The organism is Pseudomonas cucumis (assembly GCF_030687935.1).
In the GTDB taxonomy this organism is placed as follows: Bacteria; Pseudomonadota; Gammaproteobacteria; order Pseudomonadales; family Pseudomonadaceae; genus Aquipseudomonas; species Aquipseudomonas cucumis.
Genome location: NZ_CP117454.1, coordinates 5,975,289 through 5,991,165, shown reverse-complemented (window position 1 = coordinate 5,991,165; position 15,877 = coordinate 5,975,289). Strand labels below are relative to the sequence as shown.

Sequence of the window (15,877 nt, the reverse complement as noted above, 5' to 3'; positions counted from 1 at the left end):
TTCGCGGGCAAGCCTAGCTCCTACAGGTGATTTCATTCGGTCTGAACAGCCTCGAAACTTTGAGACGACGGCTCCCGTCGAATCATCCCCTTCATCTTCCACTCAAATGCCAGTGTCAGGCTCACCGCCGCACATGCCAGTCCCAGTGCCAGACCCCACCAGACCCCCGTTGGCCCCCAGTTCAAATGGAAAGCCATCCACCAGGCGGCCGGCGCGCCGATCAGCCAATAGCAACCCAAACCCACCAGGAACGTGGTCTTGGCATCCTTGAGCCCGCGGATGCAACCCATGGCGATGGTTTGCGTGCCGTCGAACAGCTCGAACCATGCCGCTACCGCCAGCAGGCTCACGGCCAGGTTAATGACTTCGCGAAACGCCGGGTCGTTGTGGTCCAGGAACAAACCGATCAACTGATGCGGCAGCAGCCAGAAGACCATCGCAAAGCCGAGCATGGCCGCCGCACCAAAGGCGATCCCGACCCGTCCGGCCAACCGCGCATCAAGCAATTGCCCGGCGCCGTAATGCTGGCCGATGCGCATGGTGATCGCGTAGGAAAGCCCCGCCGGAATCATGAACGCCACCGAGACGATTTGCAGGGCGATCTGGTGCGCCGCCAGTTGCGTACTGCCCATGGTGCCCATGCACAGCGCGGCGAAGGCAAACAGACCGACTTCCACCGCATAGGTCCCGCCAATTGGCAGGCCCAGGCGCCACAATTCCTTCAAGTACTGACGGTTGGGCCGCGACAGCCCCTGACGCAATGGATACGCGTCGTAAGCCGGATGCCGACGAATGTGTAGCGCGAGCGCCAGCGCCATGAGGTTGGCCACGATCGCCGTGACCAGCCCGATGCCCACCAGACCCATTTTCGGCAGGCCGAACATGCCGGTGATCAACGCATAGTTGAGCAGGAAGTTGGCCACGGTGCCAGCGAGGCTGATGACCATCACCGGTGTCGCTCGGCCGATGGCGCTGGTGAAGCCGCGCAGCGCCATGAAGCTCAGGTAGCCGGGCAGGGCGAACGGCAGGATCAACAGAAACTGGCCGGCCGCCTGGACGTTGGTTGCGGTCTGGCCGAACAGCAGCAATACCGGTTTGAGGTTCCACAGCAGCAGACCCGCCACCAGCGCCATCAACCATGCCAGCCACAACCCGGCCTGGGTCAGCCGCGCCGCGCCAATGATGTCGCCCGCGCCTTGACGGATCGCCACCAGGGTGCCGACGGCGGCGATCACGCCGATGCAGAAAATCGACACGAACGAATACGTCGCTGCGCCCAGACCACCACCGGCCAGCGCCTCGGGACTCAGGCGCGCCATCATCAATGTGTCGGTGAGGACCATCAGCATGTGCGCCAACTGCGAGGCAATCAACGGCCCCGCCAGCCGCAGGATGGCCCAGAGTTCAATACGCGCTGGATGCTGCATGATCATCACGCTCGATTGTCAGAGAGAACAGGAAGCGTCGATTCTCGGCGCTCTGCGGGGTTTCCACAAAGGGATAAAAAGGATGGGTGGCATGATTAAAACTCATGCCAGGGACTTTCTGATAAGTTGAGGCAACCGCGCTATAGGAGCTTTCCCAATGTCTCGTCGTCTTCCTCCCTTGTATGCCCTGCGAGCATTCGAAGCGGCGGCGCGACATAGCTCGTTCACCCGCGCCGCCGAAGAACTGTCGATCACCCAAAGTGCGGTCAGCCGGCACATTCGTACGCTCGAAGAGCATTTCGCCTGTCGGTTATTTCATCGCAGCGGGCGCAACCTGCAACTGACCGAATCGGCGCGGCTGATCCTGCCGGGCATTCGTGAAGGCTTCACCGCCCTTGAGCGGGCCTGCAATACCTTGCGCGCCGAGGACGACATCCTGCGCATGAAAGCCCCGTCGACCCTGACCATGCGCTGGCTGTTGGCGCGGCTCAGTCGTTTTCGACACCTGCGACCGGGGAACGAGGTGCAATTGACCAGCGCCTGGATGGACATCGATACGGTGGACTTCAACCATGAGCCCTTCGACTGCGCCGTCATCCTCAGCAACGGGCATTTTCCACCGGACTGGGAGGCGACATTCCTGTTCCCCGAAGAGCTGATTCCGGTGGGCGCACCGAATCTTCTGAAGGATCAACCATGGGACGTTGCGCGCCTGGCCAGTACCGAGTTGCTGCACCCGACGCCGGACCGTCGTGACTGGCGCAACTGGCTGGAGCGCATGGGCCTGACCGATCAAGTCTCGCTCAAGGGCGGGCAAGTGTTCGACACGCTGGAGCTGGGCATGATCGCCGCAGCCCGAGGTTACGGCGTGTCCATGGGCGACTTGCTGATGGTGGCGGAGGATGTTGCGCAGGGACGTCTGAGTTTGCCGTGGCCGACGGCCGTCGCCAGTGGTGAGCATTATTACCTGGTCTGGCCGAAAACCCGCCCCGGCGGCGAGCGTTTGCGCCGCCTCAGTGATTTCCTGCAAGGCGAAGTCCGGGCCATGGAATTACCGGATGTCGAACGCCTGGGCTGAATCGATGGAGCCGCCGCAATGGCGGCCTTGAGCCATATCCCCGTTAATTGCTCAAGTATTCAGCTTTGCCGCCGAAAATCTGCTGATGGCACCGTCGTGCAGGTTCCATGTTTTCCCCACAATCAGAAATTTTGCCGAGTGTGCGACGGGTCAGAATGATCCGGCCACTGGGTCAGGAGCTGTCATGTCTCAACCTCGTGCTCGGATTGCCTCACAGCTGGGTCTTGCGCTTGCCGTGATTCTGGCGATTGTCATCAGTGGCAGCACAGTATTTGCCCTGCGCTCGCTTGACTCGGCCAACCTCGCCACCCGCGAAGAGCATCTGGCCAGTGAGGCCCGCTTGCTTGCCGATCAGCTGAGCACCTTTCACGGCACCTTGCGTGAAAGCACCCAGCGCCTGGCCGGCCTGTTCGAGAAGCGCTTCAGTGCCGGTTTGAGCGTGCATCCGGATGAGCCGGTGACTGTGGCGGGTGTGCAGACTCCGGGCCTGCACCTGGGCAGTGATGTGTTGAACAACAACTTCGCCGAAGTCGACGAGTTCAAGCAGATGACTGCAGGCGTCGCGACCGTGTTCGTGCGCAGCGGTGAAGAGTTCATTCGGGTCAGCACGAATGTCACCAAACAAGACGGCAGCCGTGCCATTGGCACGCTGCTCGACCACGCGAATCCGGCTTACGCCCGTTTGATGGCGGGGCAGAACTATGTGGGTCGAGCTTTGCTTTTCGAACGCTTCTACATGTCGCAGTACACCCCCGTACGCGACAGCAGCGGTAAGGTCATTGCCGTGCTGTACGTGGGTTTCGATTACACCGACGCGCAGAACGCGCAGTTCGCCAACCTCAAACGCTTCCGCATCGGTCAGACCGGTTCGCTGGCATTGCTGGATGAACAAGGCAAATGGCTGGTGCCTATTGCCGGTGTGGAGGCACTGGATCAGGCGGTCTCGAGCATCGTCGGTCTGGCCAAAACACCGGGCAAAGGCGACTTCTGGAACGACAAGTCGCAAGACTTTTACAGTGTTGCCGTACCGTTCGAAGGCGGGCCGTGGTCGGTGGTGGCGAGCATGCCGAAAACCGAAATCCGCGCCGTGACCTGGAGCGTCGGCATTCAATTGGCGATCGGCAGTCTGCTGGCGATGTTGCTGGCGGTGGGGGCGGCGGTCTGGTTGCTGCGCAGCAAATTGGCGCCACTGGGTGACTTGGTGCGCCAGGCCGAAGCCTTGGGCGCTGGTGATTTGAGTGTTCGCCTGAACGTGTCGAGCAATGACGAAATCGGCCAACTTGCCCGCGCCTTCAATCAGATGAGCCAGGCCCTGTCGACCATGGTCGAGCACATCCGCAAAGCCTCGGGTGAGGTCAACAGCCGTGCCCAGGCGTTATCCGGTTTGTCCGGTGGCGCCTATGAAGGGATGGAGCAGCAGTCCGGCGAAATCACCAGCATGGCCGGCGCCGTAGAAGAGTTCAGCGCCACCTCGCTGAACATTGCCGATAACATGAGCAACACCCAGCGTCTGGCGCAGGAAAACGCACAGCAAACCCAGATCGGTCGTACGTCGATGGACGAAGCGTCCTCATCCCTGGAGCAAATCGCCGGTGCACTGAACAGCACCGCGACGGTGATCAATACCTTGGGGCAGCGCTCCCAGGAAATCGGCGGCATTGTCGGGGTGATTACCGCGATCGCCGAACAAACCAACCTGCTGGCGCTCAACGCCGCCATCGAAGCCGCCCGCGCCGGTGAGCAGGGCCGTGGGTTTGCGGTGGTGGCCGATGAGGTGCGCAACCTGGCCTCACGCACCCGCCAGGCCACTGACGAAATTTCCGGGATGATCCAAAGCATCCAGCAGGAAACCGGCAACGCCATCAGCACCATGGAGCAAGGCAACGTGCTGATGCAGGAAGGCCTGTCGCGCAACGCCAACGTTGCTTCGGCCCTGGCACGGATCGACGAGCAAAGTCGCTCGGCCGGTCAGCAATTCGCCGCCATCACCACCGCCACCCAAGAGCAAAGCAGCACCGCGACCTTGCTCAGCAGCAATCTGCAAAGCATTGCCTTGGCGAACAGTGAGCAACGGGAAGTGGTATCGAACCTGGCTGTGACTGCCAAAGAGCTGGAGAAACTGGCGGCGGATTTGCGGCATGAGGTTGACCGGTTTCGTTGAGTCGCCTCTGAAACCGCTTTCGCGAGCAAGCCCCACATTTGGACCTGCGGTGAACACAGTATCTGTGAACGCTAGAGAGCATGTGGGAGCGGGCTTGCCCGCGAAAGGATCGACTCGGTTCCCGATTTCCCCCCAAACCTGTGGATCAACTATCCGATTGTCTTTCTTTGGTGTTTGCGCCGCTATCTCGGTTTTTATGCTTGCTGAAACGTTTCTTCAAGTTTATAAAAATGGCACAACTCCAATAAAGGCTGCTGCCATGACCCCGCTCAAACTCTTCGTTGCTCTCAGCGCACTGTCCGCTGCCTCCCAAGCCATGGCCTGGGACTACGTCCTGCTCGACACCGACAAAGCCGCCCAGAACTGGCAGATCACCAGCCAGCAACTCGGCGTAAAAACCGACAAACCCTTCAGTGTGACCCTGCGCACCTTGCACGGCGGTCGGCAGGAGGGTGTCAGCATCGTCGACATCGATAATGGCACGATGAAACTCTCGGTGGTGCCGACTCGCGGGATGAACGTCCTACAGGCGTCTGTAGGCGATGTGCGCATGGGCTGGGATTCGCCGGTCAAGGAAGTGGTCAATCCGTCCTTCATCGAACTCAACGGCCGTGGTGGCCTGGGCTGGCTGGAAGGTTTCAATGAGCTGGTCACCCGCTGTGGCTACGAATGGGTTGGCCATCCCGGCATGGATAACGGCGAGCTGCTGACCCTGCACGGTCGCGCCGCCAATATCCCTGCAAACAAAGTCACCCTGCACATCGATGAAAAACCGCCGTACGCCATCAGTCTGCGCGGCGAGCTGAAAGAGCAGGCGTTCAAGAAAGTCGACTTCTCGGTCGCGACCGAACTGGTCACCGAACCCGGCAGCGTAGTGTTCACCCTCAACGACACCCTGACCAACAACGGTGACTATCCGAAGGAATACCAGGCGCTGTACCACAGCAACTTCAGCACTCCGTTCCTGGAACAGGGCGCCCGTTTCGCCGCGCCGGTGAAACAGGTGTCGCCGTTCAACGACAAGGCCAAAGGCGATCTGCCGGACTGGCAAACCTACCGCGCACCGACCAAGGACTACGACGAAACGGTCTACAACGTGGTGCCATATGCCGATGCCAAGGGCGATACGTTGACCGTGCTGCATAACAAGGCCGGCAGCCTGGGTGTTTCGGTCGGCTTCAATACTCAAACACTGCCCGTGTTCTCCCTGTGGAAGAACACCGATACCCAAGGGCAGGGCTATGTCACGGGGCTGGAGCCGGGGACGAGTTTTTCCTACAACCGCCGGTATCAGCGGCCACTGAATCTGGTGCCGACGATTGGGCCTAAGGAACAGAAGCAGTTCGGGATCAGCTACAGCTTGTTGGCGGATAAGGCTGCTGTGGATAAGGCGTTGAAGCGGGTGAGCGAAATTCAGGGCGGGCGGGAGACTGAGGTGCGGCAGACGCCGTTGGTTGATCTCACCAAGGGGTGATGCCTGCTAATTTGTGCTCGGCCGGTATTGCAGTGCCTCGGCCAAGTGCTCGCGGGTAATTCCATCGACTTGCTCAAGGTCCGCCAGGGTGCGCGCCACTTTGAGCAGTCGATGGGCTGACCTCAGCGACAAGGTCAGCCGTTCACACGCCGTTTCCAGCCAGGTTTGGTCAGCAGTGACGTGAATCGCGCGAGCCCTCCCAAAATGCCCTACCGGGTTTTCAGTGCATTGGCCAGGCGCAGCATGGCCGCTTCGATTTCATAAGCGGTCAGCGACGAGTAACCCAATAACCAGCCTTGTTTCTTCTCCTCACCGGCGTACAACCGGCTCAGACCGGAAAGCTGAACGCCCGCGCTGGCTGCTTGGCGGATGGTTTTTTCTTCAGACCAGCCATCGTGCAGCAGGCAGGGAATTTGTAGCCCGCCAGGAGGGCGCAAGGCGGTAACGATGCCGTCCAAGTACTTACCGATCGTGTCGAGCATGATGGAGCGGCGTCCGGCATACAGCTTGCGCATGGCTCGGACGTGGGCGTTGTAATGGCCGTCCTCCATAAAGCGCGCCAGGGTCAGTTGCAGAATTTGGGGTGTATGGCCGTCAATCATGCTGCGGGCGTAGGTAAAAGCCTTGATCAGCTCGTGGGGCAGTACCATGTAACCCATTCGCAAACCGGGGTAGAGGGTCTTGCTGAAGGTGCCGATATAGAGCGTACGCTGATACTTGTCCAGACCCTGTACGCAGGCGGTCGGTTGCCCGTCGTAGTGAAACTCGCTGTCGTAATCATCTTCGATGACCCATTTGCCTTTCTCCGCTGCCCAGTTGATCAACTCAAGACGACGCTCCAGTGGCAAGGTTGCGCCGGTGGGGTATTGATGAGAAGGCGTGACATAAACGCAATTGGCGCCGCTGCGGTCGGCGTGCAGCAGGTCGGTGCGTATGCCCAGTTCATCGACATCGATGGGAAGAACGTTGGTCTCGGCGGTTTCAAAGGCTTTCTTGGCGCCATAGTAACCCGGGTTTTCCAGCAGGATCGGTTTGCCGGCGTCCACCAGCAACTGCGCACACAGAAAAAGAGCCTGGCGAGTGCTGCTCAATACCATGATCTGGTCGGGGGAGCATTTGGCCCCGCGCTCGAGGTTCAAGTAGGTGGCGATGGCCTTGCGCAGCGGCTCGGCGCCTTGCGGGTCGCCGTGCAACAGCACGTTGGCGCGATAGTCCTTCATCACCTGGCGTTGCAGGCGCTCCCAGACATCGGTAGGGAAGGTACGGGTTTCCGGCAGCCCGGTCGCAAACGCCTTGATTACCTGCTGATCGTTCACGCCGCCACTGTCGAAGATCATCCGCCCGCGCTGGCTCAATCCCGCCCCCGGTGCCGCCTGACTGCTTTTGACTTCCTGCGCCTTGATGCGTCGGCGCGCTGCGCCGCGCAATTCGGTGCCCAGCGTTTCACAGACATAACTGCCAGCCCCCTCGCGCCGCACGATAAAACCGTCGCGGTGCAGTTGCACGTAGGCGTTTTCAACGGTGTCGCGGGCAATCCCGAGTGACTTGGCCAGGACCCGGGTCGCGGGCAGCTTCAAGCCTGGGGCAAGGGCGCCATCGAGGATCAATGCACGCAGTGCGCGCTGAATCCGCTGATGCAGATTCAACAGCTGAAACTCAACATCGTTGAGGCGCATTTTCAGCGTTTCCAGCTCGAACGTTTTCGCCATGCGGTCTGCCTGATCTTATTAAATTGGCCTGCAAAGGCAGGCCAGTCTATCCGTAGAATCCGCCCCTCGTCACTGCCTTTGCGCTCGGTGATCGGTCGATGCATTGAGCGACTTCATGAAGAATTTTGCCCGCGGGCTGAGGCAGGGATCGCTTTCAGTCACAGCAAGCGGTCTGGTAAGTGGTCTGGCCTTCTGCGAGAAAGTGTAGGGGCAAAACATGCCATTTCAACGTTATAAATCCGCCCTTATCCGGGACAGGCACCTCGTTTTGCAAGGAGCAAAGCCATCATGTCGTCTTCAGCATTGCCATCGCCCCTGCGTCTACGGGACCTTATGCATCCGATTGTCGCCGGGCTGATTTCAGTCATCGTCAACTATGGCGGCACTTTCATCCTGGTCTTTCAGGCCGCCAAAGTGGCCGGGCTCAGCCCAGAGCTGACGGCGTCGTGGGTATGGTCGGTGTCGATTGGCGTGGGCATTACCGGGCTGTTTCTGAGTTGGGTGAGCCGTGAGCCGATCATTACCGCCTGGTCGACACCCGCGGCGGCTTTTCTGGTCGTCGCGCTGTCCACCACGCCTTACGCCGAGGCGGTGGGTGCGTACATTATTTCGGCCGCCGCCTTCGTGCTGCTGGGTTTGTCCGGTTGCTTCGAAAAACTCATCCGCCTGATTCCGTCGGGTGTGGCTGCGGGCCTGCTGGCCGGTATCTTGCTGCAGTTCGGAATCGGCGCGTTTGGTGGCATGAGTCTTGACCCAGTGTTGGTCGGGTTGCTGATTGCCGCTTACGTTGTGCTCAAGCGCTTTACCGCGCGCTACGCGGTGGTGGGCATTCTGGTGCTGGGGCTGGCGTTTCTTCTGACGCAGGGCCGTGTAGAACTGTCGGGGCTGGCGCTGCAATTCGCGGCACCGGTATTCACCCAGCCTGAGTTTTCGATCAATGCACTGCTCAGTGTGGCACTGCCGCTGTTCCTGATCACGCTCACCGGCCAGTACATGCCGGGCATGCTGGTGCTGCGCAACGATGGCTTCAGCACCAGCGCTAATCCTATCCTGACTGTCACAGGGCTGGGCTCCTTGCTAATGGCGCCCTTCGGTTCTCACGCCTTCAATATCGCGGCCATCACGGCGGCCATCTGCACCGGCAAAGAAGCCTCGGAGGATCCGTCCAAGCGCTGGATCGCCGGGGTTGCTGCGGGACTGTTCTACATCCTCGTAGGGATTTTCGGGTTGACCCTCGCTGCAGTGTTCATGGCGTTACCGGCCACCTTCATTACGACGCTGGCCGGGCTGGCCCTGCTCGGCACTATCGGCGCGAGCCTGGCCAGCGCCATGGCTGACGTCAAAACCCGCGAAGCCTCGCTGATCACCTTTCTGGCGTCCGCCGCGAACATCACCTTGCTGGGGATTGGTGGGGCGTTCTGGGGATTGCTGATCGGTCTGGCGGCTTACGCCTTACTCAATGGCCGCTTACCGCGTCGCGAGACGATGGTCATTCCGGCTGCCGACGTTGTTGTGACGACCAAAGGAGCCACCCACTGATGTTTGATCAATTGGAAAAAACCGTCACCCTGCACGAGCGTCATGGCCGTTACCCACAGGCCACCAGCGTCGAGGACTTTCGCCGCAACCTGGCAGCCGTGCAGCAGCGGATCGCGAACGCCTGTCAGCGGGTTGGACGTGATCCGGCGAGTGTGCGCCTGCTGCCGGTCAGTAAAACCTTTGACGAAGCTCATCTGCGTCTGGCCTACGCTGCCGGCTGCCGGCTACTGGGTGAGAACAAAGTGCAGGAAGCGCAGCGCAAATCGCAGGCCATGGCCGATCTGGCCGACTTGCAGTGGTCGGTTATCGGCCACCTGCAAACCAATAAGGCCAAGCAGGTGGCGCGTTTTGCCAGTGAGTTTCAGGCGCTGGACAGCCTGCGAGTGGCCGAGGCCCTGGATCGTCGCCTGCACATCGAGGGGCGCCAGCTGGATGTGTTCGTTCAGGTCAATACCTCCGGCGAAGCCAGCAAATACGGCTTGGCGCCCGAAGCCGTCGCGGACTTTTTGTCCGCCCTGCCGGCGTTCTCGGCGTTACGGGTGCGTGGGTTGATGACACTGGCGCTGTTTTCGGCCGACGTGCTCCGTGTCCGCCCTTGCTTTGTACGGCTGCGCGAACTGCGCGAGCGCTTGCGCCAGCGCGCCCCGGCGGGCGTCGGGCTGGAGGAACTGTCCATGGGCATGTCCGGTGATTTCGAAGTCGCCATTGAAGAGGGGGCCACCGTGGTGCGTGTTGGTCAGGCCATCTTCGGCGCACGTGCCATGCCGGATGCCTACTACTGGCCGACCGCGGATGCCCATCCGGGAAGTGATGAGTAGTCGTCGCTGACATTCCCCTTAACATCTTGATCCAGCTCTACAGGAAGCCAATCCGATGTACGACTCAACGCTGACCCTTAAAGCATTCGACGCCGAGCTGTGTGAGGCGATTCATAACGAAGAACATCGTCAGGAAGACCACGTCGAACTGATCGCTTCCGAAAATTACGCCAGCCCTCTGGTGATGAAAATCCAGAGCACCGTGCTCACCAATAAATACGCCGAAGGCTATCCAGGCAAGCGCTACTACAGCGGCTGTGAGTATGTCGATGTGGCCGAGCGCCTGGCCATCGAGCGGGTCAAGGCCCTGTTCAACTGCGACTACGCCAACGTGCAGCCGCATGCCGGTGCCCAGGCGAACGCCGCGGTATTCCTGGCATTGATCAATCCCGGCGACACGGTGATGGGCATGAACCTGGCCCAAGGTGGCCATCTGACCCACGGTAATCCTTCAAACTTCTCGGGCCGTCATTACAAGATCGTTCCTTATGGCCTTGACCCGGAGACGGGCTTTCTCGACTACGACGAGATGGAGCGTATTGCTCTGGAAACTCGACCGAAGATGCTAATCGGTGGTTTTTCTGCCTACTCTCGGTACAAAGACTGGGCGCGCATGCGGGCCATTGCCGACAAGGTCGGGGCCATTTTCTGGGTCGACATGGCCCACGTCGCAGGTCTGGTCGCCGCTGGCGAATACCCGGACCCATTGCCGCATGCCCATGTGGTCACTAGCACCACGCACAAGACCCTGCGGGGCCCACGGGGTGGCTTGATTTTGTCCAAGGGGCAAGACGAAGCATTCTACAAAAAGCTCGATTCTGCGGTATTCCCAGGTGTCCAGGGCGGTCCATTGATGCACCAGATCGCCGCCAAGGCCGTCGCTTTCAGGGAAGCACTGAGGCCCGAGTTCAAAACCTATCAGGCACAGGTGGTGATCAACGCCCGGGCCATGGCGGCCGTGCTGCAAGAGCGGGGTTACAAGATCGTCTCCGGTGGCACCGATAACCACATGATGCTAATCGACCTGTCCGACAGGCCCTATACCGGCAAGGAAGCCGATGCGGCCCTGAGCAATGCCTATATCACCGCTAACAAGAACTCGGTGCCCAACGACCCGCGCTCACCGTTCGTGACCTCCGGGCTGCGCATCGGCACCCCGGCCATCACCACCCGTGGTTTCGGCGTGATCGAATGTGAACAATTGGCGGGCTGGTTGTGCGACGTACTGGACGCCCTGGAAAACGGCAACAGCGAGAAGGTGGGGCATCACGTGCGTGAACAGGTGGTGGAGCTCTGCCGCCGTCATCCTGTCTATCGTTAACCCTGTTACTCCGGGCTATTGCCAGGCTGATGTCATCATTGGGCGAAAAACCAGGCGCGCGGCAAGACGCCTGGGACGAATGGGTGCATCCGATGCCAACCTGTTGCGTCTCTAGCTGGGTGCTGATGGCCGATATTGCAGTGCTTCGGCTACGTGGCTGCGACCGATAGCGTCTACTTGTTCCAGATCCGCCAGGGTACGGGCGACTTTCAGTAGGCGGTGAGCCGCACGAAGCGAAAGAGTTAGTCGCTCGCAGGCGCTTTCCAGCCAACCTTCATCTGCTTTGGATAACGCGCAATGCTGGCGTAGCCCTGGCAGGTCGAGAAAGGCGTTGGCGCAGCCCTGACGCTGTTGCTGACGCTCCCTGGCCTGGGCGACCAGGGCAGAAGCGCTGGCCGTGTCGTCACCGGTTTTGATCGGGTTCAGTGCCGTGCTTTCCCGGGCTACGGTCAAATGCAGGTCGATGCGGTCCAGCAAGGGCCCGGACAATTTGTTGCGATAGCGCTGAACCATGTCCGGTGTACAGGTGCAACGGCCGCTCGGCTCGCCAAGATATCCACAGGGGCAGGGATTCATCGCGGCGACCAGTTGAAAGCGCGCCGGGAAGCGTACCCGGTCCTTGGCGCGGGAGATCACGATGTGGCCGGATTCCAGTGGCTCTCTCAATACCTCCAATACCTTGCGATCAAATTCCGGGAGCTCATCGAGGAACAACACGCCATGGTGGGCGAGGGTGATTTCGCCAGGTTGCGGTTTCGAGCCGCCGCCCACCAGTGCCGGACCTGAAGCGGAGTGGTGTGGCTGTCGGAAGGGGCGCTGCGGCCAATGACTCAACGGCACACAACTGGCGACGGATTGAATCGCCGCGACTTCCAGCGCTTCACTCTCGGCCAATGGCGGCAACAGGCCAGGCAGACGACTCGCCAACAGGGTTTTCCCTGTTCCTGGCGGTCCGCTGAACAGCAAGTTATGAGCTCCTGCCGCTGCAATCAGCAAAGCACGCTTTGCCGCAAGCTGACCCTGCACTTCATTCAAATCGGGGTAGGGTTTGCTGGCGTAGAGCAAACCATTGGAAGCGTAGGGTTCAATGGGCGTGTGGCCATTGAAATGCGCGACTGCCTCCAGCAAATGATCCACCGCAATCACTTTCAACCCCGAGGCCAGGCAGGCCTCCTCGGCATTCGCCCGCGGCACCACCAGCGTGCGCCCGGCCTTGCGCGCTGCCAGCGCCGCGGGCAACACCCCCCGAACCGCCCGCACAGCGCCCGACAACGCCAGCTCTCCCAGGCACTCCACATCGTCTAGCGTCAACGTCGGCACCTGCACACTGGCCGAGAGAATCCCCAAGGCAATCGCCAGATCGAACCGTCCGCCGTCCTTCGGTAAATCCGCCGGGGCGAGATTCAGAGTGATGCGCCGAGCCGGAAATTGCAGGCCTGAATTGATGATCGCGCTGCGTACCCGATCCTTGCTTTCCTTCACGGCCGCTTCGGGCAAACCGACCATCGTCAGTGACGGCAAGCCGTTGGCCAGATGCACTTCTACGGTAACGGCGGGTGCTTCCACGCCAACCTGGGCGCGGCTGTGGACGATGGAGAGGGACATGGTCGTTCCTTGAGCTGACAGGGAACCGCTTCCTGCGGTTTTTGAAGGGTAGCCGGGGAGTGAGGGTTTAGCGTGGCGGCAAGGGAAGGAAACTTTCGCAGGATGTTGCGAGTTTTGGTGAGCTAATTCGGGAGCTTCGTCAGGCTCGTGCCTGCAAGCCAGCCACTCGGTTCAAGTTCTTTGCCCTGAGCAGCTGCGACATCAAAAAAGCGGCGTTGATTGACCGATACGCTCCTGGCTAACCGGAGTGCCTCAGCATGGTGTTCAGCGACGAGTAACTGTCTGGCTTTTTGTTTTTTAGATTTCATAGCGACCTCTTTTGGCTTTGTAGATTGTTTTTTTGGTCAATCAGCTTAAGCGGTGGACACGGTTTTGATGCAATGGGAATTGGCGCTTGTTTTTGTAGGATCCGGCTGGATTTCGAAAGCCTTCTGAAGGGCGCAGGTAGTCTTTTTCCTAAAGTTTTGAAAGGGTGGCCAAGAATCGCAACACCGCGTTTGCATAAGTGAATTCAGGTTATACACTCAAGATTAATGCATAACGTTAAGCTTTAAATTATGATCGTTAGCTTTAAGTGTTCTGAGACCGAGTACCTGTTTCGCAACGGAAAGACCCGTATGTGGTCAGCCATTCTGAGTGTCGTGGAACGAAAGCTGACGATGCTTGATGCTGCTGCCGTGCTGATGGACCTTCGATCACCACCAGGCAATCGATTGGAGGCGCTGGAAGGAGATCGAAAAGGTCAGCACAGCATCCGCATCAACGCTCAATGGCGAATTTGCTTTGTTTGGGGTCTTAACGGGCCAGAGAATGTCGAAATCGTCGATTATCACTGAGGTGAGTAATGACTAAGAATGGTATGCGCCCGGTTCATCCTGGCGAGATCCTCAAAGAGGAATACCTGGAGCCTCTGAGCCTTACGGCTGCGGCCTTGGCCAGAGCGTTGAGCGTTTCGACGCCTACGGTGAACGACATCGTGCTTCAGCGTCGAGGTGTCAGTGCCGATATGGCTCTAAGGCTATCTATCTGCCTGGACACGACTCCCGAGTTTTGGCTGAACCTGCAATCGACATACGATTTGCGAAAAGCCGAGATCGAACGAGGGGCTGCGATCCGGGATCAGGTTGAGCGTCTTCCGCACTGTGCTTGATCCTCTGCTCCTGAACGAACCCCACGCTACGAACGTGGGGTTTTTTTGTCGTTCAGAATGCCTGAAGTATTCGCGACGCACGTTTCCACCACGGCGCATTGACCGAATGCTGTGGCTGTTCTCGATCTGGCAGGATCTGCGGAACATCCTGCAATCGAATCCACGGCTGGTTATTCCAGTGCAGCAAACTCAACGACATTTCCGGCCAATTCAGCAGGCTCAGGATCGGGCGCTCTGTTGAGGTGGGTTGTTGGGCGTCTCTGAGCGCCGGCACCACGTCGTGGGTCAGCCATTCGCGCAGGCCTCGGTATTCGGGGCAGTAGTGGTAGACCAGTAATGCGTAGACACCGGATTCGCTGATGAGCAGGGTGTTTTCGACGGTGCCATGGATGAGCATCTGTAGGGTTTGGTGTTGGTCGGGGTCGAGTTTGCGGACGGCGCGTTCGTCGAGGAAGAGGCGCAGGAGTCGGCCGAGGTCTCGGGCGCTGAACCAGGGTTGGTTTCCGAGGAGGAGGGCGTGGAGGTGGAGTTTGTGGCGGGTGAATATGTGTGGTGTCAGATAGTTTTCGTCCATAGTGCAGTGCCCAAATTCGCTTGATAGATGACTGCCTCTTATCGTCGCCAAACAATAAAGGTGGCAGCTGCGTGCGGGTTGGCGAACCGGCCAAGCGAATACCGGCAGACCCGAAGGTCTCCCACACACAGCCGCCATATAACGAATCGAGAGAAATACCCGATATCGAATGACGTTGCGTGCATAGCTTGGTTCCAGGTCGCCAAACCTAGTGCTGACATTCAGCATCAGGTGAGCTTAGGAGCCGGGGCTTTGCGACGCTATCGGACGGCGGTGCTGATCTTTGTAGGAAGTTGCCGGGATGTTTGCGGGGCTTAAGATCAAAAGATCGCAGCCTTCGGCAGCTCCTACAGGGGTGGTCGTTCCAGCGAGGGGCTGCTGGAACACCGTGGTGACTCTATCGCGAGCAGGCTCGCTCCCACATAGACCCCATTGTCAAAGGGGATCGGCGGGGTTACTCGGTCGGTGGATTGAGCTTCGCTTCCAGCTCCGCCACTTTCGCCTCAAGACCCTCCAGGCGTGCCCGGGTCCGCGCCAGCACAACCATTTGGCTATCAAACTCTTCCCGGCTCACCAGGTCCAGCTTGCTGAAGCCGCTCTGCAACAGAGCCTTGAACTGGCTTTCGATTTCGCTTTTTGGCAGCGGGGTGTCGCCGCTGAAGAGGCGGGAGGCGGTGCCGCTCAGGGCGTCGAGGAAGTCTTTGGGCGCGAGCATGGGAAATGTCCTGTCAACAATGGCGGGCAGTGTATCACGCAGTGTCTATAGTCAATCTCGGCAGCTGCGATGCACGCTTTTCGCGCAGTCGAGTGGGCAGTCGCGCACTGTTGTTGTGCGTAACGGTTGCGCCAATCGGTCGAAAGGCGCTTTGGCAGCGGCCAAGGTATTGAAATCAATGGGTTTTGGATAGATGGCAAGCTTTCTGCTTAGTCGCTGGTGACCCATGCACTGATGCAGTCGCTGTGACGAATGCAGTGCGCCAAGCGGAACGGGGGAAGTTTCGTGCGGAGTGGTTCGCTGGCG

At 59.5% G+C, this 15,877-nt stretch carries 14 protein-coding genes and 1 pseudogene; 8 read left to right on the top strand and 7 right to left on the bottom strand.

Going from position 1 to position 15,877, the window contains the following annotated elements; translation table 11 throughout:
• Positions 1-32: 32 nt before the first annotated feature.
• Positions 33-1,427 (bottom strand): NorM family multidrug efflux MATE transporter, encoded by a 1,395-nt coding sequence (locus PSH97_RS27305; protein ID WP_305447404.1) that lies wholly within the window; start codon positions 1,425-1,427, stop codon positions 33-35.
• 157 nt (positions 1,428-1,584) lie between these two features.
• Between PSH97_RS27305 and PSH97_RS27300 the strand changes: the two genes are divergently transcribed.
• The 3 genes from PSH97_RS27300 (at position 1,585) to PSH97_RS27290 (ending at position 6,140) form a co-directional block, all read left to right on the top strand.
• Positions 1,585-2,505 carry a LysR substrate-binding domain-containing protein gene (locus tag PSH97_RS27300; protein WP_305447403.1) on the top strand — a complete coding sequence of 307 codons (921 nt, stop codon included), beginning with the start codon at positions 1,585-1,587 and terminating at the stop codon, positions 2,503-2,505.
• 184 nt (positions 2,506-2,689) lie between these two features.
• Complete coding sequence (locus tag PSH97_RS27295) at positions 2,690-4,666, top strand: methyl-accepting chemotaxis protein (protein WP_305447402.1); 1,977 nt, start codon at positions 2,690-2,692, stop codon at positions 4,664-4,666.
• A 259-nt stretch (positions 4,667-4,925) separates the two neighbouring features.
• Positions 4,926-6,140 (top strand): aldose 1-epimerase family protein, encoded by a 1,215-nt coding sequence (locus PSH97_RS27290; RefSeq protein WP_305447401.1) that lies wholly within the window; start codon positions 4,926-4,928, stop codon positions 6,138-6,140.
• Between the two features lie 6 nt (positions 6,141-6,146).
• On the opposite strand, the pseudogene PSH97_RS27285 reads toward PSH97_RS27290, so the two are convergent.
• Together PSH97_RS27285 and pdxR are read right to left on the bottom strand one after the other, a co-directional pair.
• Positions 6,147-6,317, bottom strand: a pseudogene (locus tag PSH97_RS27285) (magnesium chelatase subunit ChlI family protein); the annotation flags it as partial.
• Positions 6,318-6,349: 32 nt separating this feature from the next.
• The gene (pdxR, locus tag PSH97_RS27280; protein ID WP_305447400.1) at positions 6,350-7,849 is read right to left on the bottom strand and encodes a MocR-like pyridoxine biosynthesis transcription factor PdxR; all 1,500 of its coding nucleotides are present in this window, start codon (positions 7,847-7,849) and stop codon (positions 6,350-6,352) included.
• Between the two features lie 288 nt (positions 7,850-8,137).
• Here pdxR and PSH97_RS27275 point away from each other — a divergent pair, with 288 nt between their 5' ends.
• From PSH97_RS27275 to glyA, 3 genes are read left to right on the top strand one after another with little or no spacing between them, the layout of a single operon-like run.
• A complete protein-coding gene (locus PSH97_RS27275; protein ID WP_305447399.1) occupies positions 8,138-9,388 on the top strand; it encodes a benzoate/H(+) symporter BenE family transporter in 1,251 nt (416 codons plus the stop codon).
• On the top strand, positions 9,388-10,206 hold the full coding sequence (locus PSH97_RS27270) for a YggS family pyridoxal phosphate-dependent enzyme (protein ID WP_305447398.1): 819 nt from the start codon (positions 9,388-9,390) through the stop codon (positions 10,204-10,206). Before PSH97_RS27275 ends, PSH97_RS27270 begins: the two co-directional genes overlap by 1 nt.
• Before the next feature lie 55 nt (positions 10,207-10,261).
• Positions 10,262-11,527, top strand: a complete 1,266-nt coding sequence (glyA, locus tag PSH97_RS27265; protein WP_305447397.1) for a serine hydroxymethyltransferase — start codon at positions 10,262-10,264, stop codon at positions 11,525-11,527.
• A gap of 111 nt (positions 11,528-11,638) precedes the next feature.
• Here glyA and PSH97_RS27260 read toward each other — a convergent pair whose 3' ends face one another.
• Complete coding sequence (locus tag PSH97_RS27260; RefSeq protein WP_305447396.1) at positions 11,639-13,132, bottom strand: YifB family Mg chelatase-like AAA ATPase; 1,494 nt, start codon at positions 13,130-13,132, stop codon at positions 11,639-11,641.
• Positions 13,133-13,254: 122 nt separating this feature from the next.
• On the bottom strand, positions 13,255-13,440 hold the full coding sequence (locus PSH97_RS27255; protein ID WP_305447395.1) for a hypothetical protein: 186 nt from the start codon (positions 13,438-13,440) through the stop codon (positions 13,255-13,257).
• Positions 13,441-13,689: 249 nt separating this feature from the next.
• On the opposite strand from PSH97_RS27255, the gene PSH97_RS27250 reads away from it, so the two are divergent.
• Complete coding sequence (locus PSH97_RS27250; RefSeq protein ID WP_123499512.1) at positions 13,690-13,968, top strand: type II toxin-antitoxin system RelE/ParE family toxin; 279 nt, start codon at positions 13,690-13,692, stop codon at positions 13,966-13,968.
• Positions 13,969-13,976: 8 nt separating this feature from the next.
• Positions 13,977-14,282: a HigA family addiction module antitoxin gene (locus tag PSH97_RS27245; protein WP_030129123.1), complete on the top strand. Its 306-nt coding sequence runs from the start codon at positions 13,977-13,979 to the stop codon at positions 14,280-14,282.
• A gap of 52 nt (positions 14,283-14,334) precedes the next feature.
• Here the strand turns inward: PSH97_RS27245 and PSH97_RS27240 are convergent, their stop codons facing one another.
• Both PSH97_RS27240 and PSH97_RS27235 read right to left on the bottom strand, forming a co-directional pair.
• Positions 14,335-14,856: a BRO-N domain-containing protein gene (locus PSH97_RS27240; RefSeq protein WP_218395412.1), complete on the bottom strand. Its 522-nt coding sequence runs from the start codon at positions 14,854-14,856 to the stop codon at positions 14,335-14,337.
• Between the two features lie 454 nt (positions 14,857-15,310).
• Positions 15,311-15,571 carry an accessory factor UbiK family protein gene (locus PSH97_RS27235; protein ID WP_305447393.1) on the bottom strand — a complete coding sequence of 87 codons (261 nt, stop codon included), beginning with the start codon at positions 15,569-15,571 and terminating at the stop codon, positions 15,311-15,313.
• Positions 15,572-15,877 lie beyond the last annotated feature (306 nt).

Excerpts from the sequence above, each read along its gene's own strand:
- PSH97_RS27305 (WP_305447404.1), bottom strand. The coding sequence starts at position 1,427 with ATGCAGCATCCAGCGCGTATTGAACTCTGGGCCATCCTGCGGCTGGCG.
- PSH97_RS27300 (WP_305447403.1), top strand. The coding sequence starts at position 1,585 with ATGTCTCGTCGTCTTCCTCCCTTGTATGCCCTGCGAGCATTCGAAGCG.
- PSH97_RS27295 (WP_305447402.1), top strand. The coding sequence starts at position 2,690 with ATGTCTCAACCTCGTGCTCGGATTGCCTCACAGCTGGGTCTTGCGCTT.
- PSH97_RS27290 (WP_305447401.1), top strand. The coding sequence starts at position 4,926 with ATGACCCCGCTCAAACTCTTCGTTGCTCTCAGCGCACTGTCCGCTGCC.
- pdxR (WP_305447400.1), bottom strand. The coding sequence starts at position 7,849 with ATGGCGAAAACGTTCGAGCTGGAAACGCTGAAAATGCGCCTCAACGAT.
- PSH97_RS27275 (WP_305447399.1), top strand. The coding sequence starts at position 8,138 with ATGTCGTCTTCAGCATTGCCATCGCCCCTGCGTCTACGGGACCTTATG.
- PSH97_RS27270 (WP_305447398.1), top strand. The coding sequence starts at position 9,388 with ATGTTTGATCAATTGGAAAAAACCGTCACCCTGCACGAGCGTCATGGC.
- glyA (WP_305447397.1), top strand. The coding sequence starts at position 10,262 with ATGTACGACTCAACGCTGACCCTTAAAGCATTCGACGCCGAGCTGTGT.
- PSH97_RS27260 (WP_305447396.1), bottom strand. The coding sequence starts at position 13,132 with ATGTCCCTCTCCATCGTCCACAGCCGCGCCCAGGTTGGCGTGGAAGCA.
- PSH97_RS27255 (WP_305447395.1), bottom strand. The coding sequence starts at position 13,440 with ATGAAATCTAAAAAACAAAAAGCCAGACAGTTACTCGTCGCTGAACAC.
- PSH97_RS27250 (WP_123499512.1), top strand. The coding sequence starts at position 13,690 with ATGATCGTTAGCTTTAAGTGTTCTGAGACCGAGTACCTGTTTCGCAAC.
- PSH97_RS27245 (WP_030129123.1), top strand. The coding sequence starts at position 13,977 with ATGACTAAGAATGGTATGCGCCCGGTTCATCCTGGCGAGATCCTCAAA.
- PSH97_RS27240 (WP_218395412.1), bottom strand. The coding sequence starts at position 14,856 with ATGGACGAAAACTATCTGACACCACACATATTCACCCGCCACAAACTC.
- PSH97_RS27235 (WP_305447393.1), bottom strand. The coding sequence starts at position 15,571 with ATGCTCGCGCCCAAAGACTTCCTCGACGCCCTGAGCGGCACCGCCTCC.